This window comes from Streptosporangium sp. NPDC001559 (genome assembly GCF_042893955.1).
Classification (GTDB): Bacteria; Actinomycetota; Actinomycetes; order Streptosporangiales; family Streptosporangiaceae; genus Streptosporangium.
The window spans coordinates 168,491-189,298 of record NZ_JBIAVG010000001.1 but is presented as its reverse complement, the minus strand read 5'-3'; the positions used below and the strand labels follow the sequence as shown (position 1 = coordinate 189,298).

The following is a 20,808-nucleotide window of genomic DNA, read 5'->3' as shown; positions in this document are numbered from 1 at the left end:
CCGGTGGAACGCCGCTGTCCTCCGAACGGAGGACAGCGGCCTCAGAACAGGGTGTCGGTGCGCTCGATGCCGCGCAGCTCGTCGTAGTCGAGGGTCACACAGCGGATGCCGCGGTCCTCGGCCAGGGTCCTGGCCTGCGGCACGATGGCCTGGGCGGCCAGGATCCCGCTGACGGGCGCGAGCAGCGGGTCGCGGTTCATCAGCTCCAGATAGCGGGTCAGCTGCTCCACGGCGTCGATGTTCGCCCGGCGCTTGAGCTCGACGGCGACCGAGGCGCCGGTGTGGTCACGGCAGAGGATGTCCACCGGGCCGATCGCCGTCATGTACTCGCGGCGGACCAGCGTCCAGCCCGCGCCCAGCGTGGTGATGTGCTCGGCCAGCAGCTCCTGCAGGTGGGCCTCGACCCCGTCCTTGACCAGCCCGGGGTCGACCCCCAGCTCATGGCTGGAGTCGTGCAGGATCTCCTCCATCGTCAGGACGAGCTTCTCCCCGGTCTTGCCGTGCGTGACCGTCCAGGTACCCTCCTCCTCGCGGAGCTTGCAGGGCGGGTTCATCCAGTTCAGCGGCTTGAACGCCCGGTCGTCCGCATGGATCGACACCGAGCTGTCGGCTTTGATCAGGATGAGCCTGGGCGCCATCGGAAGATGAGCGGTGAGCTTTCCCACGTAATCCACGCTGCACCGCGCGATGACCAGACGCATGACACCCAAGCCTAGACCCAGCCGCCCGCCCTCGAACCCGGATCGGCGCACACGCCGTGGTACGGCCCGCTTTTCCAGGCGATGTACGGCCGTTGCCGCCTTTCTGGAAATCCGGGAAATCACACTGCCGGAACGTTCGTCTAACGGTCCGTATGGAGAGCCCGGTGTTCAGATGGTTTGTCGATGGGCTGATATAACATGAAGTATGGAGATCGTGCGGAATTTGTTTCGGGGGGTATGGCGATCCTGGACGATCACACCGGAAATGACGCGCGCACTCTTTTCCTGGGGAACGGGAAAGAGCCGCCCGGGTGGGGCGTTGTCGTACGCGGCGACTGTGAGAATGTTCCTCATGGCCAGTGTGGTGACAGACCTGCTGGTAGAGGTCATCATCTCTCCGAGGATTCCCGAACGCCTCCGGCCGCTGCAAGTGTTCTGGGTGGTTTCGAACGCGTTCTATCTGCTCGGACTCGCGGCGCTCACCGCGACCAGGAGACACGAACTGAAGGAAGGCGTGCTCTTTCTGAGAAGCCCTCTCGGTGCCGAGGTCGAGGTGCCCGTTGAAATCGTGCGAAGTGTCGAGGTCTCACATCGGCTAAACAAGGGATACGGATACCGGAGAAGCCGTGAGACGCCGCAGGCACTTGTCTTCTCGCCGGGAAACGCGACAACGGCGGTGATAGATCTGAACGAGGCCGTCCGGGTGCGGCAGAAGGACGGTGACGAACTGGAGGTGACCCGGTTCCTGGTCGCCTTCGACGACCCCCAGGCCGCGCGGCGCGCCATCACACGCTCCAAGGAGGACGCCCGCTCCTAGCTCCCGGGCGACCGGTCGGGTTGGTTTTGGGGGGAGGTGATGGGCTCTGGGAGACTGGCGGCATGACGCGGAGCTTTGAGAAGGTCGGAGTCGTCGGGCTCGGCACGATGGGGGCGGGGATCGCGGAGGTCTTCGCCCGCGCGGGGCTCAGGGTGATCGGCGTCGAGGCCGATCCCGACGCGCTCGGGCGAGGCCGGGGCAACCTGGAGGACTCGACCGGACGGGCCCTGGCCAAGGGCAGGCTGAGCGAGGCGGAGCGGGCCGAGATCCTCGGCCGGATCACCCTGACGACCTCGCTGGACGACCTCGCGGACGCCGACCTCGTCATCGAGGCCATCCCCGAGGTCATGGACTTCAAGCGGGTCCTGTTCACCGACCTGGACCGGATCTGCAAGCCTTCCGCGGTGCTCGCGACCAACACCTCCTCCCTCTCCGTCACCGAGATCGCGGCCACGACCGGCAGGCCGGGACGCGTCGTCGGCATGCACTTCTTCAACCCCGCGCCGGTCATGAGGCTGGTCGAGGTGGTCCACACGGTGGTCACCGAGGACGGCCTGGCCGACGAGATCGCCTCCCTGGCACGACGGCTCGGCAAGACGCCGGTGAGCGTCGGCGACCGCGCCGGGTTCGTGGTCAACCGGCTGCTGCTGACCTACCTCAACCACGCCGCCGTCCTGCTGGAGAACGGCCTGGCCACCCGCGACGGCATCGACGCCGCGATGAAACTCGGCGTCGGCGTGCCGATGGGCCCCTTCGCGCTGCTCGACCTGATCGGCCTGGACACCTCCTACGAGGTGATGTGCGTGCTGTTCCAGGAGACACGTGACCGCCGCCACGCCCCCGCGCCGATCCTGCGGGAGCTGGTCACCGCGGGCCTGCTCGGCCGTAAGACGGGCGCGGGCTTCTACGACGGGCAGGCCGTTCCCACCCCTCCGGCGTCGGGCAAGCCCACGGTCAGCTCCGTCGCGGTGCTCGGTGAGGGCGCGCGGGAGTTCGCGGCCAGGCTCGGCGACGCCGGGTTCAAGACGACCGCCCTGGAGACGGTCACGGCGAACGACGCGGAGGACACCCTGGAGGGCGCGGTGGAGGCCGCCGACGTGATCATCGCGTTGTCACACACCCCCGTGATCGAACTGGCCGCGCGGCTGCCGCACCCCAGGCGCCTGGTCGGCCTGCACCTGGTCGGGGACAGGCTCGCCGAGGTCGCCTCGACCGTGCTCACCTCGCCGGAGGCGACATGCGCCGTCGAGGGCCTGACCAAGATCGTCGGCCGGGTCCCGGTGCACTGCAAGGACCGGGCCGAGTTCGTCGTGGACGCCCTGCTGTACCCGTACCTCAACGACGCCGTGCGGATGTACGACTCGGGCTACGCCGGAACCGAGGACATCGACGCGGCCATGCGACTCGGCTGCGGATACCCGGCGGGGCCGTTCGAGATGATCGACACGCTGGGCCTGGAAACCGTCCGCGACGGACTGCGCGCCCTCTACGCCGAGTACCGCGACCCGGCCTTCGCCCCCGCGCCGCTGCTCGACCAGCTCGTCACGGCCGGCGTGCGAAGCATTCGCGGCCTGTCATGAGCCCCCGCAGAGCCCGCAGGATCGACCCCTTCGACCGGGGCGGCGGCCGAGGAACCCCCGCACGCCCCGTCGGCTCCTCGGTGCCCGGCGTCGACCAGGTCGAGGAGTGGCCGGACGGCGACTGGTTCGTGCGCCGGGTCACCGGCGCGGGCGCGGACAAGGTCTACCGGTGCCCCGGCTGTGACCAGGAACTCAGGCCGGGCGTTCCGCACCTGGTGAGCTGGCCCGCCTGGCGGGGCGGAGAGCAGGAACGCAGGCACTGGCACACCGCGTGCTGGCGCAACCGGATACGGCGCGGTCCAGGCCGGAGCCGATACTGAGACCCGGCACCGAACACCGGGCCGGGTACGGAAAAACGGCGGCGCTCCAGCCGCCGGTGAGGAGACACGGAACAGACATGGAGATCAGGTCCTCGACGGTGCTGCCCGCGCGCAGGGAGCCGATCGAGCTGCACACCGGCGACGGGCTGAGGCTCGTCGGAGAGCTGGCCCTTCCCCCGGGAAGGCCGCCGGTCGCGACGCTGGTCTGCCTGCACCCGCTGCCCACGCACGGCGGCATGATGGACAGCCACCTGTACCGCAAGGCCGCCAACCGGCTGCCCGCGCTGGCGGACCTGGCCGTGCTGCGGTTCAACACGCGCGGCACCTCCTCCGAGCGCGGCGCCTCGGAAGGAGTCTTCGGCGACGGCGAGGAGGAGCGCTTCGACGTCGCCGCGGCGCTGGAGTACGCGGAGTTCCACGACCTGCCGAACGTCTGGCTGGTCGGCTGGTCCTTCGGCACCGAGCTGACGCTCAAATGGGGCCGCGACCCGCTGGTGACGGGGGCCGTCCTGCTCTCTCCGCCGCTGCGCCGGGCGACCGACGCCGACCTCGACGCCTGGGCGGCCTTCGGCCGTCCGCTGACGGCGCTGGTCCCCGAGTTCGACGACTACCTGAGGCCGCAGGAGGCCAAGGCCCGCTTCGCGCGGGTGCCACAGGCCGAGGTCGTCGGGGTCGAGGGCGCCAAACACCTGTGGGTCGGCGAGCCGTACGTGCGGATCGTCCTGAACGAGATCGTACGGCGCGTCAACCCGGCGGCCCATCCGCTGCCCCACGAGGTGCCCCACGAGATGCCCGGCGAGGGATAGGGTCCCGAATCGCGGACGGCGGGGCTACGGTGGACAACGTGCTCATGTACACGCGATCAGCCGGGCAGGGACTCCCGGTCGTCCTGCTGCACGCCTTCCCGCTCTCCTCGGCCATGTGGCTGACCCAGCGGGAGGGGCTGTCCTCCTCCTGCGAGGTCATCACCCCCGACCTGCGCGGCTTCGGCGGCTCCCCGCTCGGTGACCAGGAGCCCTCCGTCGACGTGATGGCCGACGACGTGGCGCGCCTGCTCGACCACCGGGGGATCGACAGGGCCGTCGTCGTCGGCCAGTCCATGGGCGGCTACGTGACGATGGCCATGTGCAGGCGCCACCCCGACCGGCTGCTCGGAGTGGTGCTCGCCGACACCAAGGCGAGCGCCGACACCGAGGAGGCCAGGGCGTACCGCGAACGCGTCGCCACGACCGTGCTCGCGGAGGGCTCGTCCTTCCTGGCCGGGGAGATCATGCCCGCGATGGTCGGCAGGACGACCGCGCGCAGCAGGGCGATGGTCTTCGGCCGGGTGCGCGCCCTGATCGAGTCGGCCCCGCCGGGGGCGGTCGCCTGGGCGCAGCGGGCCATGGCGGGCCGTCCCGACTCCTTCGACACCCTGCGCGGGCTCACGGTCCCCGCCCTGGTGCTCGTGGGGGAGGAGGACGAGACCACCCCGGTCGCCGACGCGCGGGCGATGGTCGAGGCCGTACCCGACGGGCGGCTGGCCGTGATCGAGCGGGCCGGGCACCTGAGCGCGCTCGAACAGCCGGAGGCGTTCAACGGCGCCGTGGCCGCCTTCACAGCCGGGCTTGCCGGGGAAGCACCACCTCACGGATGATCAACGCGATCGCCGCGGCCACCGGGATGGCCAGCAGCGCCCCGACGATGCCCATCAGCGCGCCGCCGAACAACGCGGCGATCACGGTGACCGCGGGGGCCACGTCGACCGAGCGCTTCATGACGCGCGGATAGATCAGATAGTTCTCGACCTGCTGGTAGATCAGGAAGAAGACCCCGCAGGCCACGCCGAGCGTCCAGGACTGCAGCAGCGCGACCAGCGTCACCAGCACGGCGCCGATCGTCGCCCCGACCAGCGGGATCAGGTCCGCGACCGCCACGACCAGGGCGAGGGCCAGCGCGTAGGGCATGTTCAGCACCGCGAGGAACACCCAGGTGGTCACCCCGGCGATCACCGAGATCAGCAGGTTCCCGGCCACGTAACCGCCGATGCCGTCGAGGATCTCGTCGCCCAGCGCCCTGGTCCGCTCCCTGCGGCTGGTCGGCACGAGCCGGAAGAGGTAGTCCTTGATCGAGGGCAGCGAGCCGAGGAAGTACAGCGTCAGCACCAGCAGCGTGAAGCCGGAGAAGAACGCGTCGAACACCACGGCGCCGGCACCGACCAGACCCCCGGCCACGGTCTGGGCCAGGCCGCCGCTGGTGACGTAGTCGCCGATCCTGGTGAGGATCTGGTAGTCGCTGTCCAGCGTCCTGAGCGTCGGGTTGGCCAGCAACTCCCTGACGTAGCCGGGCACCGCGCTGACGAAGGAGGCCGCCTCCCGGCTCACCGGCGGGACGATCGCCAGACCGAACAGCACGAAGAACAGGATCACCCCGCCGAAGACGATCGAGATCGCCCCCCGGCGGGGCATTCCGCGCCGCTGCAACGCCTCGACCGCCGGGTTGAGCCCGACGGCGAGGAACATCGCCACGACGACCAGTACGATCACGCTGCGCGCCGTGATCAGCGCCTGGGCCAGCGCCCAGGCCGTCAGCACTCCCAGGCCCCCGGTCAGCCCGATCAGGAACGGGTTCCTCGTCAGCGGTTCGCCCGGCTTGCCGTACGGCTCGGCGAACTCGGGCCTGGCCTTCGGCACGGCGGGCCGGGCGGCGTCGGCCGCCTGGGGCGGCTGAGGCGCCGGAGACGCCTGGGGCGGCTGGGACGCTTCGGACACTGATGCTCCTGGCGGTGGGGGACGGCGGGGAACGTGACAAGAGAGCCTAGCGACCGTCAAGGTCGCCAGGCTCTCCCGTAACCGTCATATGTAGCCGTCGTGACGCCTCGCCAGGCGGGGGCTACTCCTGCCACCACTCCGCGTCGTCGTCCTTGGCGGGCGACTTCGCGGCGGCCGCGAGCGGCTTCTCGCTGCCGTTGGAGGCCGGGATGGCCGGCTTGGGCGGCGCCGCGGCGATCGCGGGCTCGGGGTCGGCCGCGGGCAGCGGCGCGCCGCCGAGCAGCTGGCGCAGCTGCGCGAGGTGGCTGGTGATGCTGTCGCGCTGGCGGGTCAGCTCGTCGACCTGGCGCTGGGCGACCGTACGGCTGCGCTCGGCCTCGGACTTGGCCTCGGAGACGATCGACTCGGCGCTGGACTTGGCGTCCGCCACGAGCTGGTCGGCGTTCTTGCGGGCGTTGGCGAGCAGCTGCTTGGCGTGGGTGTCGGCCTCGCGGCGGGTCTGCTCGGCCTGCTGGGTCGCCTTGGTCGCGCGCTGCTCGGCGGTCGCCGCGCGCTGCTCGGCCTCGGAGACCAGCTTCTGGGTGTTGGCCTGGGCGGTGGCGTGGCGCTCGGCCTCCTGGCGCTCGGCCTCCTCACGGCGGGAGGCGAGCTGGATCTCGAACTCGGCCTCGTCCTGGGCGCGCTTGGCCTCGGACTCCTCAAGGACCCGCTGGGCCTGGGCGCGCATCTCGTCGGCCTGACGCTTGGCGGTGGTCAGGATCTCGTCGCGCTCACGCTTGGTCGAGGCGCGCAGCTGGGCGACCTCGCGCTCGGTGGTGGTGCGCAGCTTGGCGATCTCACGCTCGGCGTCCGCGCGCTTCTCCGCGACCTCGTGGTCGGCGGTCGCCCTGAGCTTGGCGACCTCGCGCTCGGTGGTGGCGGTCAGCTCGTCGGCCTCACGGCGAGCGGTCGAGCGGATCTCCTCGGCGTCCCGCTCGGCGGTGGTGCGCATGTCGTCGGCCTCGCGGGTGGCGAGGGCGCGCTTCTCCGCCGCCTCGTTCTCCGCGGCGGCACGCAGGTCCGCGGCCTCGACCTTGGACGCGGCCTTGATCTCGTTCGCCTCTGAACGAGCGGCCTGGACCAGCTCGGTCGCCTGCTCCTCGGCCAGACGCAGCAGCTGCTCGATACGGGCGCCCAGCCCCGAGTAGGTCGGACGCTCCTGCTCCTGAAGCTGACGCTGGGAGTCGGCGAGTTCTCGTTGCAGGCCCTGGAGCTGTTCCCTGGTCTGGCGCAGTTCGTTGTCGACTTGCTTCAGATGGTCGTGGACCTGGTGCCGGTCATAGCCTCGGAGCACCACGTCGAATTCCCGAGCGGGGGCGTCTTCGAAGAAATTGTTGAGCTGGGCGTCGATGTCGGACTGCATGGAGGCTCGATCCTGGGTTGTCGAGGCGGCTACACGGGCCGGACGGGGGATTGTTCGGACATCCGAGGCGGAGCCGTGGCGGGGATCCACACGTCCGGTGGTAGGCCAGCGTACTCTGGAGTCGCCGAGTTGTCGGTCTCCTCTGGCTTTCTGCGCGACTTGTTACGTACGAACGTTTCTTACATTTGACATGGCTCGCCTTTAGTGCTTTGGCGCCTGAACGAGTTCGGTGAGCATTCCGCCGACATCCTTGGGATGCAGGAAAGCGATGGAGGAACCCATCGTGCCGTGCCGGGGGGCCTCGTCGAGAAGCCTCACGCCCCGGTCGCCGATCTCCCGCATCGCCTCGGCGACGTCCGGGACCCCGAAGGCCACGTGATGGACTCCCTCACCCCGCTTGGCGAGGAACTTCCCGACGGGTGTGTCGGGGCCGAGCGGTTCGAGGAGCTGGATGTACGACCCGCCCCCGTTGCCGTCGGCGATGTGCAGCATCGCCTCCTTGACGCCCTGCTCCTCGTTGATCTCGCGGGCGACCACGGTCAACTCGAAGGTCCGCTCGAAGAATGTGATCTTCTCCTCAAGGTCGTGGCAGGCGATTCCCACATGATCGATACGCATGAACATATGTCCAACCTCCATGGCGGCTACTCGGGTACCCATGGGTATGGTGGCAAAGTCGTCCCAAGCCCCGCCAGGGAGGCCCTGCTATGTCTGGTTCCGTCATCGTCGCCGGAGCTCGTACCCCCATCGGGCGGCTGCTCGGCTCGCTGTCCGGTCTTTCGGCCGTCGAGCTCGGCGGCATCGCCATCAAGGCCGCGCTGGAGCGTTCAGGCGTCGCTCCCGAGGCCGTGCAGTACGTGATCATGGGCCAGGTCCTGCAGGCCGGAGCGGGACAGATCCCCGCCCGTCAGGCCGCCGTCAAGGCCGGAATCCCGATGACCGTGCCGTCGCTGACGATCAACAAGGTCTGCCTGTCCGGCCTCGACGCCATCGCCCTCGCCGACCAGCTCATCAGGGCGGGCGAGTTCGACGTCGTGGTCGCGGGCGGCATGGAGTCCATGTCGAACGCCCCCCACCTGCTGCCCGGCCTGCGCAGAGGGGTGAAGTACGGCGAGGCGGGCATCGTGGACTCGATGGCGCACGACGGCCTCACCGACGCCTACGACCAGGTGTCCATGGGCGAGTCGACCGAGCGGCACAACGAGCGCCTCGGCCTGACCCGTGAGGAGCAGGACGCCTTCTCCGCCCGTTCGCACGAGCTGGCCGCCGCGGCGATCAAGAACGGTGTGCTCGACGACGAGATCGTCCCGGTGACGATCCCGCAGCGTAAGGGCGAGCCGGTGGTCTTCGCCGCCGACGAGGGCGTGCGCGCCGACACCACCGTCGAGGTTCTGGCCCGGTTGCGCCCCGCCTTCGGCAAGAACGGCACGATCACCGCGGGCTCCGCCTCGCAGATCTCCGACGGCGCCTGCGCGGTCGTCGTGATGTCCAAGGCCAAGGCCGAGGAACTCGGGCTCGACTGGCTGGCCGAGATCGGCGCGCACGGCAACGTCGCGGGCCCGGACAACTCCCTGCAGTCCCAGCCGGCCAACGCCATCAGGCACGCCCTGGGCAAGCAGGGGCTCTCCGTCGACGACCTCGACCTGCTGGAGATCAACGAGGCCTTCGCCCAGGTCGTCCTGCAGTCGGCCAAGGAACTCGGCGTCCCGCTCGACAAGATCAACGTCAACGGCGGCGGCATCGCCGTCGGTCACCCGATCGGGGCCTCGGGAGCCCGCATCGTGCTGGCCCTCGCCCACGAGCTCAGGCGCCGTGGCGGCGGCCTCGGCGCGGCGGGTCTGTGCGGCGGCGGTGGCCAGGGTGACGCCCTGATCATCCGGGTCCCCTCGGCGTGACGGTGCGAGACCCGGGGCCGGTGACCCGCGAGCGGCCCGCGGCCACGGGGAACGGGCACCCCCCGCAGGCCGACGTCTCCGATCTGGTCGCGCGGGCACGGGCCGGGCAGCCTCGCGCGGTCGCAAGGCTGATCTCCCTGGTGGAGAACGGCTCGCCCCTGCTCAGAGAGATCATGGCCAGGCTCTGCGCGGATCGTCCGGTCAAGGCCAGGATCATCGGGCTGACCGGCTCTCCCGGCGTGGGCAAGTCGACCTCGACCGGGATGCTGGTGCGGGCCTTCCGCGAGCAGGGCAGAAGGGTCGGCGTGCTCGCCGTCGACCCGTCCTCGCCGTTCACCGGCGGCGCCCTGCTCGGCGACCGGGTGCGGATGCAGGACCACGCGACCGACCCCGAGGTGTTCATCCGCTCGATGGCGAGCCGGGGACACCTGGGCGGTCTGTCATGGGCGACCCCCCAGGCACTGCGTGTCCTGGAGGCCGCCGGGTGCGAGGTCATCCTGGTCGAGACCGTCGGGGTCGGCCAGGCGGAGGTGGACATCGCCTCGCTGGCCGACACCACCATCGTGCTGCTCGCCCCGGGCATGGGGGACGGCGTGCAGGCGGCCAAGGCGGGCATCCTGGAGATCGCCGACGTGTTCGTGGTCAACAAGGCCGACCGTGACGGCGCTCAGGCGGCCATCAGGGAACTGCGCAACATGATCGCCCTGATCGCACGGGACTGGAAGCCGCCGATCGTGCCGACCGTCGCCTACCGGGGCGAGGGGGCGCAGGACGTGGTCGGCGCCCTCGACGCGCACTGGGCCCACCTTGAGGAGTCGGGCGAGCTCGGGCGCAGACGTCAGGCCAGGGCCAGGGACGAGATCGAGGCGATCGCGCTGGCCACCCTCCGCTCACGCTTCGCGCACCTGCACGGCGACCGGCGTCTGGACGCGCTGGCCCGCCGGGTGCTCGACGAGGGGCTCGACCCCTACCGCGCGGCCGACGAACTGCTGGCCGCCATCGACTGACCGGCATCGACTGACCGCTGCCGGCCGACCGGCGCCGGCAGATCGAAGGCCCTGACCGGAACACCGATCAGGGCCGGGCCGTTCGGAGCCGGACGGTTCAGGGCCGGACGGGCTCAGGGTTGGGCGGGCTCAGGGCCGGGCGGCGAAGTCGACGGTGACCTTCTCGAAGCCGAGCCCGCCGAGCATGCCCTGAAGCATGACCTTGGTGTTCTGGTCGGCACGGGTGCGCAGGTCACTGGCCTGCGCCGCATCCGCGATCTTCTTCTCGGCCAGCACGTAGAGCTCCTGCTGGTCGCCGGGGGAGGAGGACAGGAAGTCCTGGACCCGGTCGAAGAGACCGCGCTCCTGCGCGTAGACGTAGGAGCGCCTGTTGTCGAGGTTGGGCTTCTCCAGCTGGGCGTGCGGCAGCCGTACCGTGACCTGCCTGCGGTCGGGGGAGACGGTCAGCGCGCCCGAGGCCAGGCCGCCGAAGTCGACGTAGGCGTCCACCCCGCCCGCGCCGACGAAGAGGGTACGGCTGCCCTTGATGGCGTCGGGCAGGAAGGGGGCGTCCTTCTCCAGGTCCACGACGACCTGGAAGTTGCCGGTGGCCGCCTCGAAGCGGCTGAGGTTGTGGATGGATTCGAGTAGCGCGGGCTGACTGCGGTCGACGGTGTTCTCACCGAACGGATTCAGCCACGACCAGGCCAGACGGGCACCCACGACGAGCAGGACGACGGTGACGAGCAGCCCGACGAGCAGGCGCGCGCCCCTGCGCGGGGGCGGCGCGGACGCCGGTTGCGGCGGCGCTTCCAAGGGGGCGTTCACGGCGGTCTCCTTCCCTCGGTGGCCGCGTTCTCACGCGGGCGGCCCGAGGAGGGGCCGCCTTCCCGCGCGGGACGACTCATCCGGATCGGCGCTCTCATATCGGGCGGTCCCGGACGGACCACGCTCCCGTGTCGAAGCCTATGCCGATCATGTCATTCGTGGCGGGACGGACGCGCCTGTCTCGTTCCCTCGTCCGCGTCCGGGGCGGCGGACTCCTCATGACGGCTCATGCCGTTCGCCTGCCCGACCTGCCGCCGGGGGGCCGTCATCCGTCCCGAGTGCCCGGCGCGCCGTACCCGGCTCGTCTGCTCCGGGGCGGCGAGCTGCTCCCGCGGGACGAGCGGTGAGGCCTCGCCGCCCTGGACCGGCTGGGCCGGCTGGAAGGGCTGGAACGGCTGGACGGGCCGGGCGGTCTGGAACGGCTGCGCCGCCTGCACGGCCTGCCCGCCGAAGAGGTCGCCGCGCAGTCTGCAGGCCGCGAAGTCGGCGTAGTTCAGCCGCAGCCACTCGCGCCGCTGGGCCTCGGTGAGCCCGGAGAACCAGGCGGCGGCGTACTGGTGCTCGGGCAGCGGCCCGCCGGGCAGCGGCTTTCCGCGCAGCCAGGCGATCACGATGTCGCGGTATCCGGCAGCCGGGCTGCCGTCGCACTGCCGGGCCAGGCCCTCGACGAACTCGTCGGCCGCCGCGTCGGCGAACCCGGTCGACAGGTCGTCCACGTGGATCGGGATGGCGCCTGAGGCGGGGGCGGCGTCGTCGCTGCGGGGCCGCTGCTCAAGCCGGGAGAACTCACCGGGCGTCCCCGCGAGACGGGAGGCGATCTTGACGAACGCGGAACCGAGCTCGGGCAGCCCCGTACGCATCCCCGGGTGCACGCAGACCGTGATCGGCCACTCCTGACAGCTGTAGACCACCCGCTGGGCCGAGACGGTCGCGGGCTCGCTGAGCAGCCTGGCCATCCCCGTGCCCGCGGCGAGCACCGCGAGCAGCGCCCCGGCCAGCGCCAGCGCCTGACGCGTCACCAGAGCCGCCCAGCCGAGCAGCAACGCCGTACTGACGCCGAGCAGCCACAGTGACTGGTCGGTGAAGGCCGTCGAGCTCAGCCCGCGGAACACGTCGTACGGCTCCCGCGTGGCGGGGGTGAGGCGGTCGGTCCAGGTCTGTCCCCTGGCCAGCCAGGTGAACAGGCCGTAGCAGCCGAGCCCGGCGAACACCGGGGTGATCGTCCAGGGCAACAGCCACCCGGTCACCCATCCGAGCGTGACGTACAGCGTCAGGCCCGCGACCCCCATCACCAGTCCGCTGGGCAGCAGCAGCCCCGCCTGCTCGGTGAGCACGGTCCTGACCGCCATGATCAACGCGGTCGCGGTGAAGGGCGCGGCCACGACCACCGCGATGGCCAGCGGCGCGCGCACGGCCTGCCACGCGTTCTGCGGGCGCCGTCTGGCCCCGCGCCGCCTGCGCACCGCGACCCAGGCGGCGAAGGCGGCGGCCACGGGCCCGGTGAGCCGCAGCGAGCCGATCACCGCGGCGATGACGTTCTCCCACGCGCTGACGCCGGGTATGAGGACGCTCCACGCCGCGACCACGCCGAGCACGAGCAGGACGGCGACAGCCACCATCGCGCTCTGCTGGAGTTCCTCGCGTGAAACGCCCCTGTGCTCACGCACCGCCGTGCGTGGAAGCGGTCCACGCCGTGCCGTCCGTGCTCGGACACGTGCCATAGGTCATACGGCGTACAAGCGCCGTCGAGTCGTCGTTCATCAAGCACCCCCCGTGCTGTGAATGTTCGATGACCGTTCCCCTCGGCCACCGGTCCGGTCGGCGTCCCCCGCAGATCCGGACTGAGCGTGCGCGACCATTTGGCCGCGCCCTCACCATTCGATGTGGGAACCATAACCGAGCGTGACGTTTGACGTCCGGGTTCTTGGCGAAGCCATCGGTTCAGCGCCCTGTGGGCACGGGCGGACGGGGACGAGGCCGCGCTAACGTAACCCTGTGGCTACAGGTCAGCTGAATCTGCCGTTCGACCCCATCGAGCGTGCCGCGGAGACGTGGCGCGTTCATTTTGGACAGTCCTCGGCCATGGCCGCCGTCACGTCGATCATGAGAGCGCACCAGATCCTGCTGGCGCAACTGGACACGCTGCTCAAACCGTATGACTTGACCTTCGCTCGATACGAGGCGTTGGTGCTGCTGACCTTCAGCAAGTCCGGCGCGCTGCCGCTGTCGCGCATCGGCGAGCGGCTGATGGTCCACCCGACGAGTGTCACGAACACCGTCGACCGCCTCGAACGCGCCGGGCTGGTCCGCCGCATGCGCAACCCCCGCGACGGCCGCGGGGTGCTGGCCGAGATCACCACCCGGGGCCGGGAGGTCGTGAGCGAGGCGACGGACGACCTGATGGCGGCCGGTTTCGGCATGACCATGTACGGCGAGGCGGAGCTCGGCCAGATGTTCGGCCTGCTCAGGACCATCAGGGTGGCCGCGGGGGACTTCGAGGACTGATCGCGGGGCTGGACACTTTCTCGTATGCTGGCCAAAAATTAGTAGGACGTCCTAGTATCTTTTCGAGGCCACAAGCCGTCACGAGAAGCCGAGCCGTACAAGGGCGTTAGAGGGAGTTGGCCATGGACGCCGAGGAGATCGAGGCTGGCAGGGCGCGCTGGCAGGCGCGTTTCGACAAGGCAGCCAAGCGTGATTCCGAGTTCCGGACGCTCTCCGGCCTCGACGTCGCGCCCGTATACGGGCCCAAGGAGGACGATCCGCGCTTCGAACGGATCGGCTGGCCGGGGGAGTACCCCTTCACCCGTGGCCTGCACCCCACCGGTTACCGGGGCAAGGCGTGGACCATCCGGCAGTTCGCCGGGTTCGGCAACGCCAAGCAGACCAACGAGCGCTACAAGATGATCCTCGGCGCGGGCGGCGGCGGGCTGAGCGTCGCCTTCGACATGCCGACGCTGATGGGCCGCGACTCCGACGACCCCCGCTCACTCGGGGAGGTCGGCCACTGCGGGGTCGCCATCGACTCCGCGCTGGACATGGACCTGCTCTTCGACGGCATCCCGCTCGGCGACATCACCACCTCGATGACGATCAGCGGCCCCGCCGTGCCGATCTTCTGCATGTACGTCGTCGCGGCGGAGCGCCAGGGGGTGCCGGTCGGCAGGCTCAACGGAACGCTGCAGACCGACATCTTCAAGGAGTACATCGCCCAGAAGGAGTGGCTGTTCGCCCCCGAGCCGCACCTGCGGCTGATCGGCGACCTGATGGAGTTCTGCGCCACGAACATCCCGGCCTACAAGCCGCTCAGCGTGTCCGGCTACCACATCCGCGAGGCCGGGGCGACGGCCGCGCAGGAGCTGGCCTTCACCCTGGCCGACGGGTTCGGCTACGTCGAGCTCGGCCTGTCCAGGGGGCTGGACGTGGACGTCTTCGCGCCGGGCCTGTCGTTCTTCTTCGACGCGCACATCGACTTCTTCGAGGAGATCGCCAAGTTCAGGGCCGCCAGGCGGATCTGGGCGCGGTGGCTGCGCGACGTCTACGGGGCCAAGACCGACAAGGCCCAGTGGCTGCGCTTCCACACCCAGACGGCCGGTGTCTCCCTGACGGCGCAGCAGCCGTACAACAACGTGGTGCGCACCGCGATCGAGGCACTCGCCGCGGTGCTCGGCGGCACCAACTCGCTGCACACCAACGCCCTCGACGAGGTCCTGGCGCTTCCCTCGCAGAAGGCCGCCGAGATCGCGCTGCGCACCCAGCAGGTGATCATGGAGGAGACCGAGGTCGTCAACGTGGCCGACCCGCTCGGCGGCTCCTGGTACGTGGAGGCGCTGACCGACAGGATCGAGGCCGAGGCCGAGGCGATCTTCGCCAAGGTCCGGGACATGGGCTCCGACGGGTCGATGACGTCCGGCATCCTGCGCGGCATCGAGGACGGCTGGTTCATGTCCGAGATCGCCGAGGCGGCCTTCGACTACCAGCGCAAGCTGGAGAAGGGCGAGAAGCGGATCGTCGGCGTCAACTGCCACACCGCCTCCATCGACGAGCCGCTGGAGATCCTCAGGATCAGCCACGAGGTCGAGCGCGAGCAGAACCGCGTCCTGGCCGAGCGCAGGACGGCCCGCGACGGGCAGGCCGTCGAGCGGGCGCTCGCCACGATGGTCGAGGTGGCCAGGGGAGAGGGCAACCTGATCCCGTCCATGCTCGACGCGGTCCGCGCCGAGGCCACCCTCGGCGAGATCTGCGACGCGCTGCGCGACGTGTGGGGCGTCTACACCGAGCCCGCGCGCTTCTAGAAGAAGCCCCGAAGACCCGAGGGCCGGGCGAGACGGCCCACCTGCCTCCCTACGGCGCGGGGGGTCCGGTGGGCGCGGCCGCCCGGCCCCGGCCTGTCCTCCGGAGCGTCCCGGCGTGGTGCCGAGTCGGCGCAACCGCCCGGATGCGGCAGGATTGGAGTATGAGCCCAGCGGACTTCAAACGAGCAGGATCGCTCTACGGTGCCGTCGATCTCGGCGCGCGCAAGCAGGCGCTAGACGCGCAGGCGCGCCGGGAGGCCACCGCCCAGGAGACCGGCGGAGTACCGGCTCCGGTCGTCGACGTGGACGACACCAACTTCACGCAGGAGGTCGTCGAACGCTCCATGAACAGCCTCGTGCTGCTGGAGCTCACGGTGACCAGGGCGGAGCAGGCCAGGGAGTACAGCCTGCTGCTGGAGAAACTGGCCGCGGAGAACGCGGGCCGGTGGACCCTGGCCAGGGTGGACGTCGAGGTCAGCCCGCAGATCGCCCAGGCGCTGCGGGTGCAGAACGTGCCGGCCCTCTACGCCCTCTTCCAGGGCCAGCCGGTCGCCGTCGTCCCGGGCATCGCGACGGAGGCACAGCTGCGCGACTGGCTCTCGCAGCTCCTTGAGGCCCTCGCGCAGTACCTCCCCCCGGCCCCCGAGGGCGGGCAGGCGCAGGAGCAGCCCGCCGAGCCTCCCACCGACCCGGACGTTCTCGCCGCCGAGCAGGCCATCGACGCCGGTGACCTCGACGCCGCGGTCGCCGCCTACGAGCGGCTGCTGGCGCGCTCCCCGAACGACGAGGACGCCAAGATCGGCCTGGCGGGTCTCGGCCTGATCCGGCGTACCCAGGACGTCGACCCCTCCGAGGTGCAGGGCCGCCTGTCCGACCCCGCAGACCTCGACGCCCAGCTCCTGGCCGCCGACTTCGAGATGCTCTCCGGCGACGTGGACCAGGCCTTCGAACGGCTCGTCGCGGTCGTGCGGCGCACCTCGGGCGACGACCGCGACCGGGTCAGGACCCGACTGCTCAGCCTGTTCGAGACCCTTCCCGCGGACGACCCCTCGGTGGGCAAGGCCCGCAGGAGCCTGGCCAGCGCCCTGTTCTGACCTGTCCGAGGCCTCCCGGGCGCCGCGTGTGTGTCCGCCACCCGCGCCGGGAGGGCCAGGACGCCCCGGATAAGGGTCCGCCGTAAAAGCGCCGGCCCACGGGTATGGACACCCCCGGTTTCCGGGCATGAACAGGTCATGCGGGTCGTCACCATCTCCGCGACGTACGGCACCGCCGGAAGCGTTATCGGACCGGCGGTCGCCGGACGCCTCGGAGTCCCCTTCCTCGACCGGGCGATCCCCGGCACGGTCGCCGTCGAGCTCGGCTGCAGCCTGGAGGACGTCCTGGCGCACGACGACCGGGCCGAGCACGGGCTGGCCTGGCTGCTGGCCGGGGCGATGCGGCTGCCCGCGGCGAGCTTCGGCGGCATGGACATGTACATTCCCGGAGTCATGCCGCTGCCCGCCGAGGACTTCGTCGCCCACACCGAACGGGTGATCAGGCAGATCGCCGGGGAACAGGGCGGGGTGTTCCTCGGCAGGGCGGGCGCGCTCGTGCTGGCCGACCATCCCGGCGCCCTGCACGTACGGCTGGACGCGCCGCTGGCCCGCAGGGTCGTCCAGACGGCGACCCTGAGCGGGGTGCCCGAGCGCCAGGCGCGCAGGATCATCGAGGACAACGACCGGGCGCGGGCCGCCTACGTCCGCCACTTCTACCGCGCGGACGCGGCCTGCCCGACCCTCTACCACCTCGTGCTGGACAGCACGAGCATCCCGGTCGACACGTGCGTGGAGCTGATTGTGACCGCATCGACAGCTCTCAGCTGAGCGACCCGGTACGGACACCGGTCCGTTGGTGGCACGATGGAGGGACTCCAACCAGTCCTGTCGCGAAGGAGCGGATGACTGTGGCGACCGTGCCGAGCGTGTCTTACTCCATCACCGTGCGCCTTGAGGTGCCCGCAGGGGGCAAGGCCGTCAGCCAGCTCACCCACGCCGTAGAGTCAGCCGGAGGGGTGGTCACCGCACTCGACGTCACCACCGCCGGGCATGAGACCCTGCGCATCGACGTCACCTGCGCCGCACGTGACACCGACCACGCCCAGGCCATCGTCGACAAGCTGGACGCGGTGGAGGGAGTCGTCCTCCACAAGGTCTCCGACCGGACCTTCCTCATGCACCTCGGCGGCAAGATCGAGATGCGTTCCAAGGTGCCGCTGCGCAACCGTGACGAGCTGTCCATGGCCTACACGCCCGGCGTCGCCCGGGTCTCCATGGCCATCGCGCGCAACCCCGAGGACGCCAGGCGGCTGACCATCAAGCGGAACACCGTCGCCGTGGTCACCGACGGCTCCGCGGTGCTCGGCCTGGGCAACATCGGCCCCGCCGCCGCGCTGCCCGTCATGGAGGGCAAGGCCGCCCTCTTCAAGCGCTTCGCCGACATCGACGCCTGGCCGATCTGCCTCGACACCCAGGACGTCGACGAGATCGTCCGCACCGTCCAGGTCATCGCCCCCGGCTTCGGCGGCATCAACCTGGAGGACATCTCCGCGCCGCGCTGCTTCGAGGTCGAGCGGCGGCTGCGGGAGCTGCTGGACATCCCGGTCTTCCACGACGACCAGCACGGCACCGCGATCTGCGTGCTGGCCGCGCTCACCAACGCGCTGCGCGTGGTCGGCAAGGAGCTCGGCGAGGTCCGCATCACGCTGGCCGGCGCCGGGGCGGCCGGTACGGCGGTGCTGCGCCTGCTGCTGGCGGCAGGTGCCCGCAACGTGGTCGTCTGCGACTACCTGGGCGCGGTGCACAGCGGCCGGGAGGACCTCGACGACTCGCTGCGCTGGATCGCCGAGCACACCAACGCCGAGGGCTACGCCGGTGACCTGCGGGGCGCGATCAAGGGCGCCGACGTGTTCGTCGGCGTCTCCGCCCCCGGCATCCTCACCGGCGACGACATCGCGACGATGGCCGACGGCGCGGTGGTCTTCGCGCTGGCCAACCCCGAGCCCGAGGTCTCGCCCGACGACGCCCGCGAGCACGCGGCCGTGGTCGCCACCGGCCGTTCGGACTACCCGAACCAGATCAACAACGTGCTGGCCTTCCCCGGTGTCTTCCGCGGCCTGCTCGACGCGCAGGCCAGCGTGGTGAGCCAGGAGATGCTGCTGGCGGCGGCCAGGGCGCTGGCGGCCGTGGTCACCGCCGAGGAGCTCGGCCCCAACTACATCATTCCCAGCGTGTTCCACGCCGATGTCGCGGGCGCCGTCGCCGCCGCCGTGCGCGAGTCGGCGGGTGGCAGGGCGCGCACCGGCATGACCGAGGCGTAGCGCTCAGAGCCTCGGCCCGGGACGACGGGCGGCCGTCCGGTGAGTGTCCGGGGCCGATCGGCCGCGGCGGGGTACGGCGTGGCCACAGCACGCCGTACCACCACAGCGCGCCGCCGGTGAGCGTCACGCCCGCGGCGGTCGCGGCCCAGGAGGGCAGACCGGAGGCGGGTTCGGCTCCGGCGAGCGGGCCCGCCCCCCAGGGACGCGGCGCACCGAGAACGGGCAGGGGCCGCGGGGCCTTCCGCCGCGGTCGTGCCCTCTGATGTCCGGCGCTCGGCGCCCTGACGTCGTGTTCCGTGAGGGGCGGCCCTGTCCGGTGCGGCTCGCCGGTGCCCTGTGCGGGGAGGGTGCCCGCGACGAAGAGGAAGGCGAGCGCGAAGAACACCACGGGGGTGATCGTTGCCTCACCATCCTGTCGCATTTCTCCCCCATTTAGTGGTGTATGTACTGAGGGTTCCCGTTTAGCTGCTTTGCGTAACGCAGGGTGATATCTGGAAGATCTGGAGTGGGGGTAGCGCAGCGCGATACGCCTTTGACCCTTCATGATGGAGACATGGCGGAGGCGATCTACGTCGGTGGCCTGCTGGTGGCGACGCCGCGGCTCGACGACCCCAACTTCCGGCGGAGCGTGGTCCTCGTCCTGGAGCATGACCTCGACGGCGGCACGCTCGGCGTGGTGCTCAACCGGCCGAGTGACATTTCGGTGACGCAGGTGCTGCCCACCTGGGACACCATGGTGACCGGCCCGTCGGTGCTCTTCCAGGGGGGGCCGGTGCAGACCGACAGCGCCCTGGCCCTGGCCGCGGTCCCGAGCGGGCAGGAGCCCCTGGGGTGGCGGCGGTTGCACTCGGGAACCGACGCGGTCTCCAGGATCGGGACCGTCGACCTGGACGCCCCTCCGGAGATCCTCGCCGGGGAGATCGCGCAGATGCGGATCTTCGCGGGTTACGCGGGGTGGTCGGCCGGGCAGCTCGAAGCCGAGATCGGCCAGGGGGCGTGGTACGTCGTGGACTCCGAACCCGGCGACACCTTCCACCACGACCCTGGATCGCTGTGGCGGGCGGTGCTCCGTCGTCAGCGTGACGAACTGGCCTACGTGGCGACCTGCCCCGACGACCCCTCGATGAACTGACCGGGCAGGACGGGGCGGATCGGGGGGCGGTCCCAGCCGGGACGCAGTGACCTCTCGGCCAGCGCGAGCACCGCGTCGAGGCGGGCGCTGATGGAGCCGGTGATGGAGGTGTCGTTCACCTGGCAGTGCTCGAAGCCCGTCCTGGCCACCGAGACGAACAGCGCGACGGCGAAGTGTGTCAGCAGGTCGTCGCCGCCCACGCCCTCGCGCCTGGCGACCTCCTCGATCAGCCGCCGCTCGTTGCCCATCAGGCGGTGCATGCTCCCGGCGAGGAGGGCGGGGGTGCTCTCGATCAGCTCGCGCGCCTTGAGGAACCTGGTCGTCTCGGCCGGATCGGCCTCCTCTAGCATGGCGACGACCGCGCGCATGGCGTGACCGAGAGCGGCGAACGGCGGCTCCTCGGACGGGCGGGCGGCCAGCTCGGCGAGCATGACCTCCTGGCCGTCGAGGGGCAGCGAGAGGGCGACGTCCTCCTTGGTCGCGAAGTAACGGAAGAACGTGCGGGGCGAGACGTCCGCCGCGGCCGCGATCTGGTCGACGGTCGTGGCCTCGTAACCCTGCTCGGCGAACAGGTCAAGGGCGGCGTCGATCAACGCGAGCCTGGTCCTGTGCTTCTTGCGCTCGCGCAGGCCGTGCTGACCCATGCGTGTCACCTCTCCGAAACGTATCGTTCACAGTCTGCCATAAGTCATGGGCTGCCTCTTCAAAGGATTTGTCACTTGTCAGCGACTGTCATAAATTACCGGG

The 20,808-nt window shown here is 70.5% G+C and carries 20 protein-coding genes; 13 read left to right on the top strand and 7 right to left on the bottom strand.

All coding sequences use genetic code 11. From position 1 onward, the window contains the following. Positions 1-41: 41 nt before the first annotated feature. The gene (gene nucS / locus ACFYY8_RS00895; protein ID WP_352009633.1) at positions 42-701 is read right to left on the bottom strand and encodes an endonuclease NucS; all 660 of its coding nucleotides are present in this window, start codon (positions 699-701) and stop codon (positions 42-44) included. A 352-nt stretch (positions 702-1,053) separates the two neighbouring features. Between nucS and ACFYY8_RS00890 the strand changes: the two genes are divergently transcribed. The 5 genes from ACFYY8_RS00890 (at position 1,054) to ACFYY8_RS00870 (ending at position 5,054) form a co-directional block, all read left to right on the top strand. After that, positions 1,054-1,518, top strand: a complete 465-nt coding sequence (locus tag ACFYY8_RS00890; RefSeq protein WP_390035805.1) for a hypothetical protein — start codon at positions 1,054-1,056, stop codon at positions 1,516-1,518. Between the two features lie 62 nt (positions 1,519-1,580). Continuing rightward, a complete protein-coding gene (locus ACFYY8_RS00885; RefSeq protein ID WP_390035803.1) occupies positions 1,581-3,098 on the top strand; it encodes a 3-hydroxyacyl-CoA dehydrogenase family protein in 1,518 nt (505 codons plus the stop codon). Further along, positions 3,095-3,418, top strand: a complete 324-nt coding sequence (locus tag ACFYY8_RS00880) for an ATP/GTP-binding protein (RefSeq protein ID WP_390035801.1) — start codon at positions 3,095-3,097, stop codon at positions 3,416-3,418. Before ACFYY8_RS00885 ends, ACFYY8_RS00880 begins: the two co-directional genes overlap by 4 nt. 77 nt (positions 3,419-3,495) lie before the next feature. Beyond that, positions 3,496-4,224: an alpha/beta hydrolase gene (locus ACFYY8_RS00875; protein ID WP_390035798.1), complete on the top strand. Its 729-nt coding sequence runs from the start codon at positions 3,496-3,498 to the stop codon at positions 4,222-4,224. Between the two features lie 44 nt (positions 4,225-4,268). Continuing rightward, entirely contained in the window at positions 4,269-5,054 is a 786-nt protein-coding gene (locus ACFYY8_RS00870) for an alpha/beta fold hydrolase (RefSeq protein ID WP_390036911.1), read from the top strand. On the opposite strand, the gene ACFYY8_RS00865 is transcribed toward ACFYY8_RS00870, so the two are convergent. The 3 genes from ACFYY8_RS00865 to mce all read right to left on the bottom strand — a co-directional run bounded on the left by ACFYY8_RS00865 (position 5,014) and on the right by mce (position 8,194). Then, positions 5,014-6,168, bottom strand: a complete 1,155-nt coding sequence (locus ACFYY8_RS00865; RefSeq protein WP_390035796.1) for an AI-2E family transporter — start codon at positions 6,166-6,168, stop codon at positions 5,014-5,016. The two genes, ACFYY8_RS00870 and ACFYY8_RS00865, sit on opposite strands and share 41 nt — an antisense overlap. A 121-nt stretch (positions 6,169-6,289) precedes the next feature. After that, on the bottom strand, positions 6,290-7,570 hold the full coding sequence (locus ACFYY8_RS00860) for a DivIVA domain-containing protein (RefSeq protein WP_390035794.1): 1,281 nt from the start codon (positions 7,568-7,570) through the stop codon (positions 6,290-6,292). 201 nt (positions 7,571-7,771) lie between these two features. Continuing rightward, the gene (gene mce, locus ACFYY8_RS00855; protein ID WP_390035792.1) at positions 7,772-8,194 is read right to left on the bottom strand and encodes a methylmalonyl-CoA epimerase; all 423 of its coding nucleotides are present in this window, start codon (positions 8,192-8,194) and stop codon (positions 7,772-7,774) included. A gap of 83 nt (positions 8,195-8,277) precedes the next feature. Here mce and ACFYY8_RS00850 point away from each other — a divergent pair, with 83 nt between their 5' ends. Next, complete coding sequence (locus tag ACFYY8_RS00850) at positions 8,278-9,465, top strand: acetyl-CoA C-acetyltransferase (RefSeq protein ID WP_390035790.1); 1,188 nt, start codon at positions 8,278-8,280, stop codon at positions 9,463-9,465. 83 nt (positions 9,466-9,548) lie between these two features. Next, positions 9,549-10,472 (top strand): methylmalonyl Co-A mutase-associated GTPase MeaB, encoded by a 924-nt coding sequence (meaB, locus tag ACFYY8_RS00845; RefSeq protein WP_390036909.1) that lies wholly within the window; start codon positions 9,549-9,551, stop codon positions 10,470-10,472. 129 nt (positions 10,473-10,601) lie between these two features. Here meaB and ACFYY8_RS00840 read toward each other — a convergent pair whose 3' ends face one another. After that, complete coding sequence (locus ACFYY8_RS00840) at positions 10,602-11,279, bottom strand: DUF4230 domain-containing protein (protein ID WP_390035788.1); 678 nt, start codon at positions 11,277-11,279, stop codon at positions 10,602-10,604. A 152-nt stretch (positions 11,280-11,431) separates the two neighbouring features. Continuing rightward, entirely contained in the window at positions 11,432-12,946 is a 1,515-nt protein-coding gene (locus ACFYY8_RS00835; protein WP_390035786.1) for a hypothetical protein, read from the bottom strand. A gap of 343 nt (positions 12,947-13,289) precedes the next feature. On the opposite strand from ACFYY8_RS00835, the gene ACFYY8_RS00830 reads away from it, so the two are divergent. The 6 genes from ACFYY8_RS00830 (at position 13,290) to ACFYY8_RS00805 (ending at position 20,061) form a co-directional block, all read left to right on the top strand. Continuing rightward, positions 13,290-13,784: a MarR family winged helix-turn-helix transcriptional regulator gene (locus tag ACFYY8_RS00830; protein WP_390036907.1), complete on the top strand. Its 495-nt coding sequence runs from the start codon at positions 13,290-13,292 to the stop codon at positions 13,782-13,784. 122 nt (positions 13,785-13,906) lie between these two features. Continuing rightward, positions 13,907-15,574 carry a methylmalonyl-CoA mutase gene (locus ACFYY8_RS00825; protein WP_390035784.1) on the top strand — a complete coding sequence of 556 codons (1,668 nt, stop codon included), beginning with the start codon at positions 13,907-13,909 and terminating at the stop codon, positions 15,572-15,574. Positions 15,575-15,735: 161 nt separating this feature from the next. Then, on the top strand, positions 15,736-16,668 hold the full coding sequence (locus tag ACFYY8_RS00820) for a co-chaperone YbbN (RefSeq protein ID WP_390035782.1): 933 nt from the start codon (positions 15,736-15,738) through the stop codon (positions 16,666-16,668). A gap of 138 nt (positions 16,669-16,806) precedes the next feature. Further along, complete coding sequence (locus tag ACFYY8_RS00815; protein ID WP_390035781.1) at positions 16,807-17,436, top strand: AAA family ATPase; 630 nt, start codon at positions 16,807-16,809, stop codon at positions 17,434-17,436. An 80-nt stretch (positions 17,437-17,516) separates the two neighbouring features. Then, positions 17,517-18,929 carry an NAD-dependent malic enzyme gene (locus ACFYY8_RS00810; protein WP_352010159.1) on the top strand — a complete coding sequence of 471 codons (1,413 nt, stop codon included), beginning with the start codon at positions 17,517-17,519 and terminating at the stop codon, positions 18,927-18,929. A 553-nt stretch (positions 18,930-19,482) separates the two neighbouring features. Next, a complete protein-coding gene (locus ACFYY8_RS00805) occupies positions 19,483-20,061 on the top strand; it encodes a YqgE/AlgH family protein (RefSeq protein WP_390035779.1) in 579 nt (192 codons plus the stop codon). Here ACFYY8_RS00805 and ACFYY8_RS00800 read toward each other — a convergent pair. Further along, positions 20,022-20,705, bottom strand: a complete 684-nt coding sequence (locus tag ACFYY8_RS00800; RefSeq protein ID WP_390035777.1) for a TetR family transcriptional regulator — start codon at positions 20,703-20,705, stop codon at positions 20,022-20,024. The genes ACFYY8_RS00805 and ACFYY8_RS00800 overlap by 40 nt on opposite strands. Between the last annotated feature and the right edge of the window lie 103 nt (positions 20,706-20,808).

Bases quoted from the DNA above. Each gene is read 5' to 3' on its own strand.
- nucS (WP_352009633.1), bottom strand. From the start codon at position 701: ATGCGTCTGGTCATCGCGCGGTGCAGCGTGGATTACGTGGGAAAGCTC.
- ACFYY8_RS00890 (WP_390035805.1), top strand. From the start codon at position 1,054: ATGGCCAGTGTGGTGACAGACCTGCTGGTAGAGGTCATCATCTCTCCG.
- ACFYY8_RS00885 (WP_390035803.1), top strand. From the start codon at position 1,581: ATGACGCGGAGCTTTGAGAAGGTCGGAGTCGTCGGGCTCGGCACGATG.
- ACFYY8_RS00880 (WP_390035801.1), top strand. From the start codon at position 3,095: ATGAGCCCCCGCAGAGCCCGCAGGATCGACCCCTTCGACCGGGGCGGC.
- ACFYY8_RS00875 (WP_390035798.1), top strand. From the start codon at position 3,496: ATGGAGATCAGGTCCTCGACGGTGCTGCCCGCGCGCAGGGAGCCGATC.
- ACFYY8_RS00870 (WP_390036911.1), top strand. From the start codon at position 4,269: ATGTACACGCGATCAGCCGGGCAGGGACTCCCGGTCGTCCTGCTGCAC.
- ACFYY8_RS00860 (WP_390035794.1), bottom strand. From the start codon at position 7,570: ATGCAGTCCGACATCGACGCCCAGCTCAACAATTTCTTCGAAGACGCC.
- mce (WP_390035792.1), bottom strand. From the start codon at position 8,194: ATGTTCATGCGTATCGATCATGTGGGAATCGCCTGCCACGACCTTGAG.
- ACFYY8_RS00850 (WP_390035790.1), top strand. From the start codon at position 8,278: ATGTCTGGTTCCGTCATCGTCGCCGGAGCTCGTACCCCCATCGGGCGG.
- ACFYY8_RS00825 (WP_390035784.1), top strand. From the start codon at position 13,907: ATGGACGCCGAGGAGATCGAGGCTGGCAGGGCGCGCTGGCAGGCGCGT.
- ACFYY8_RS00820 (WP_390035782.1), top strand. From the start codon at position 15,736: ATGAGCCCAGCGGACTTCAAACGAGCAGGATCGCTCTACGGTGCCGTC.
- ACFYY8_RS00815 (WP_390035781.1), top strand. From the start codon at position 16,807: ATGCGGGTCGTCACCATCTCCGCGACGTACGGCACCGCCGGAAGCGTT.
- ACFYY8_RS00805 (WP_390035779.1), top strand. From the start codon at position 19,483: ATGGCGGAGGCGATCTACGTCGGTGGCCTGCTGGTGGCGACGCCGCGG.
- ACFYY8_RS00800 (WP_390035777.1), bottom strand. From the start codon at position 20,705: ATGGGTCAGCACGGCCTGCGCGAGCGCAAGAAGCACAGGACCAGGCTC.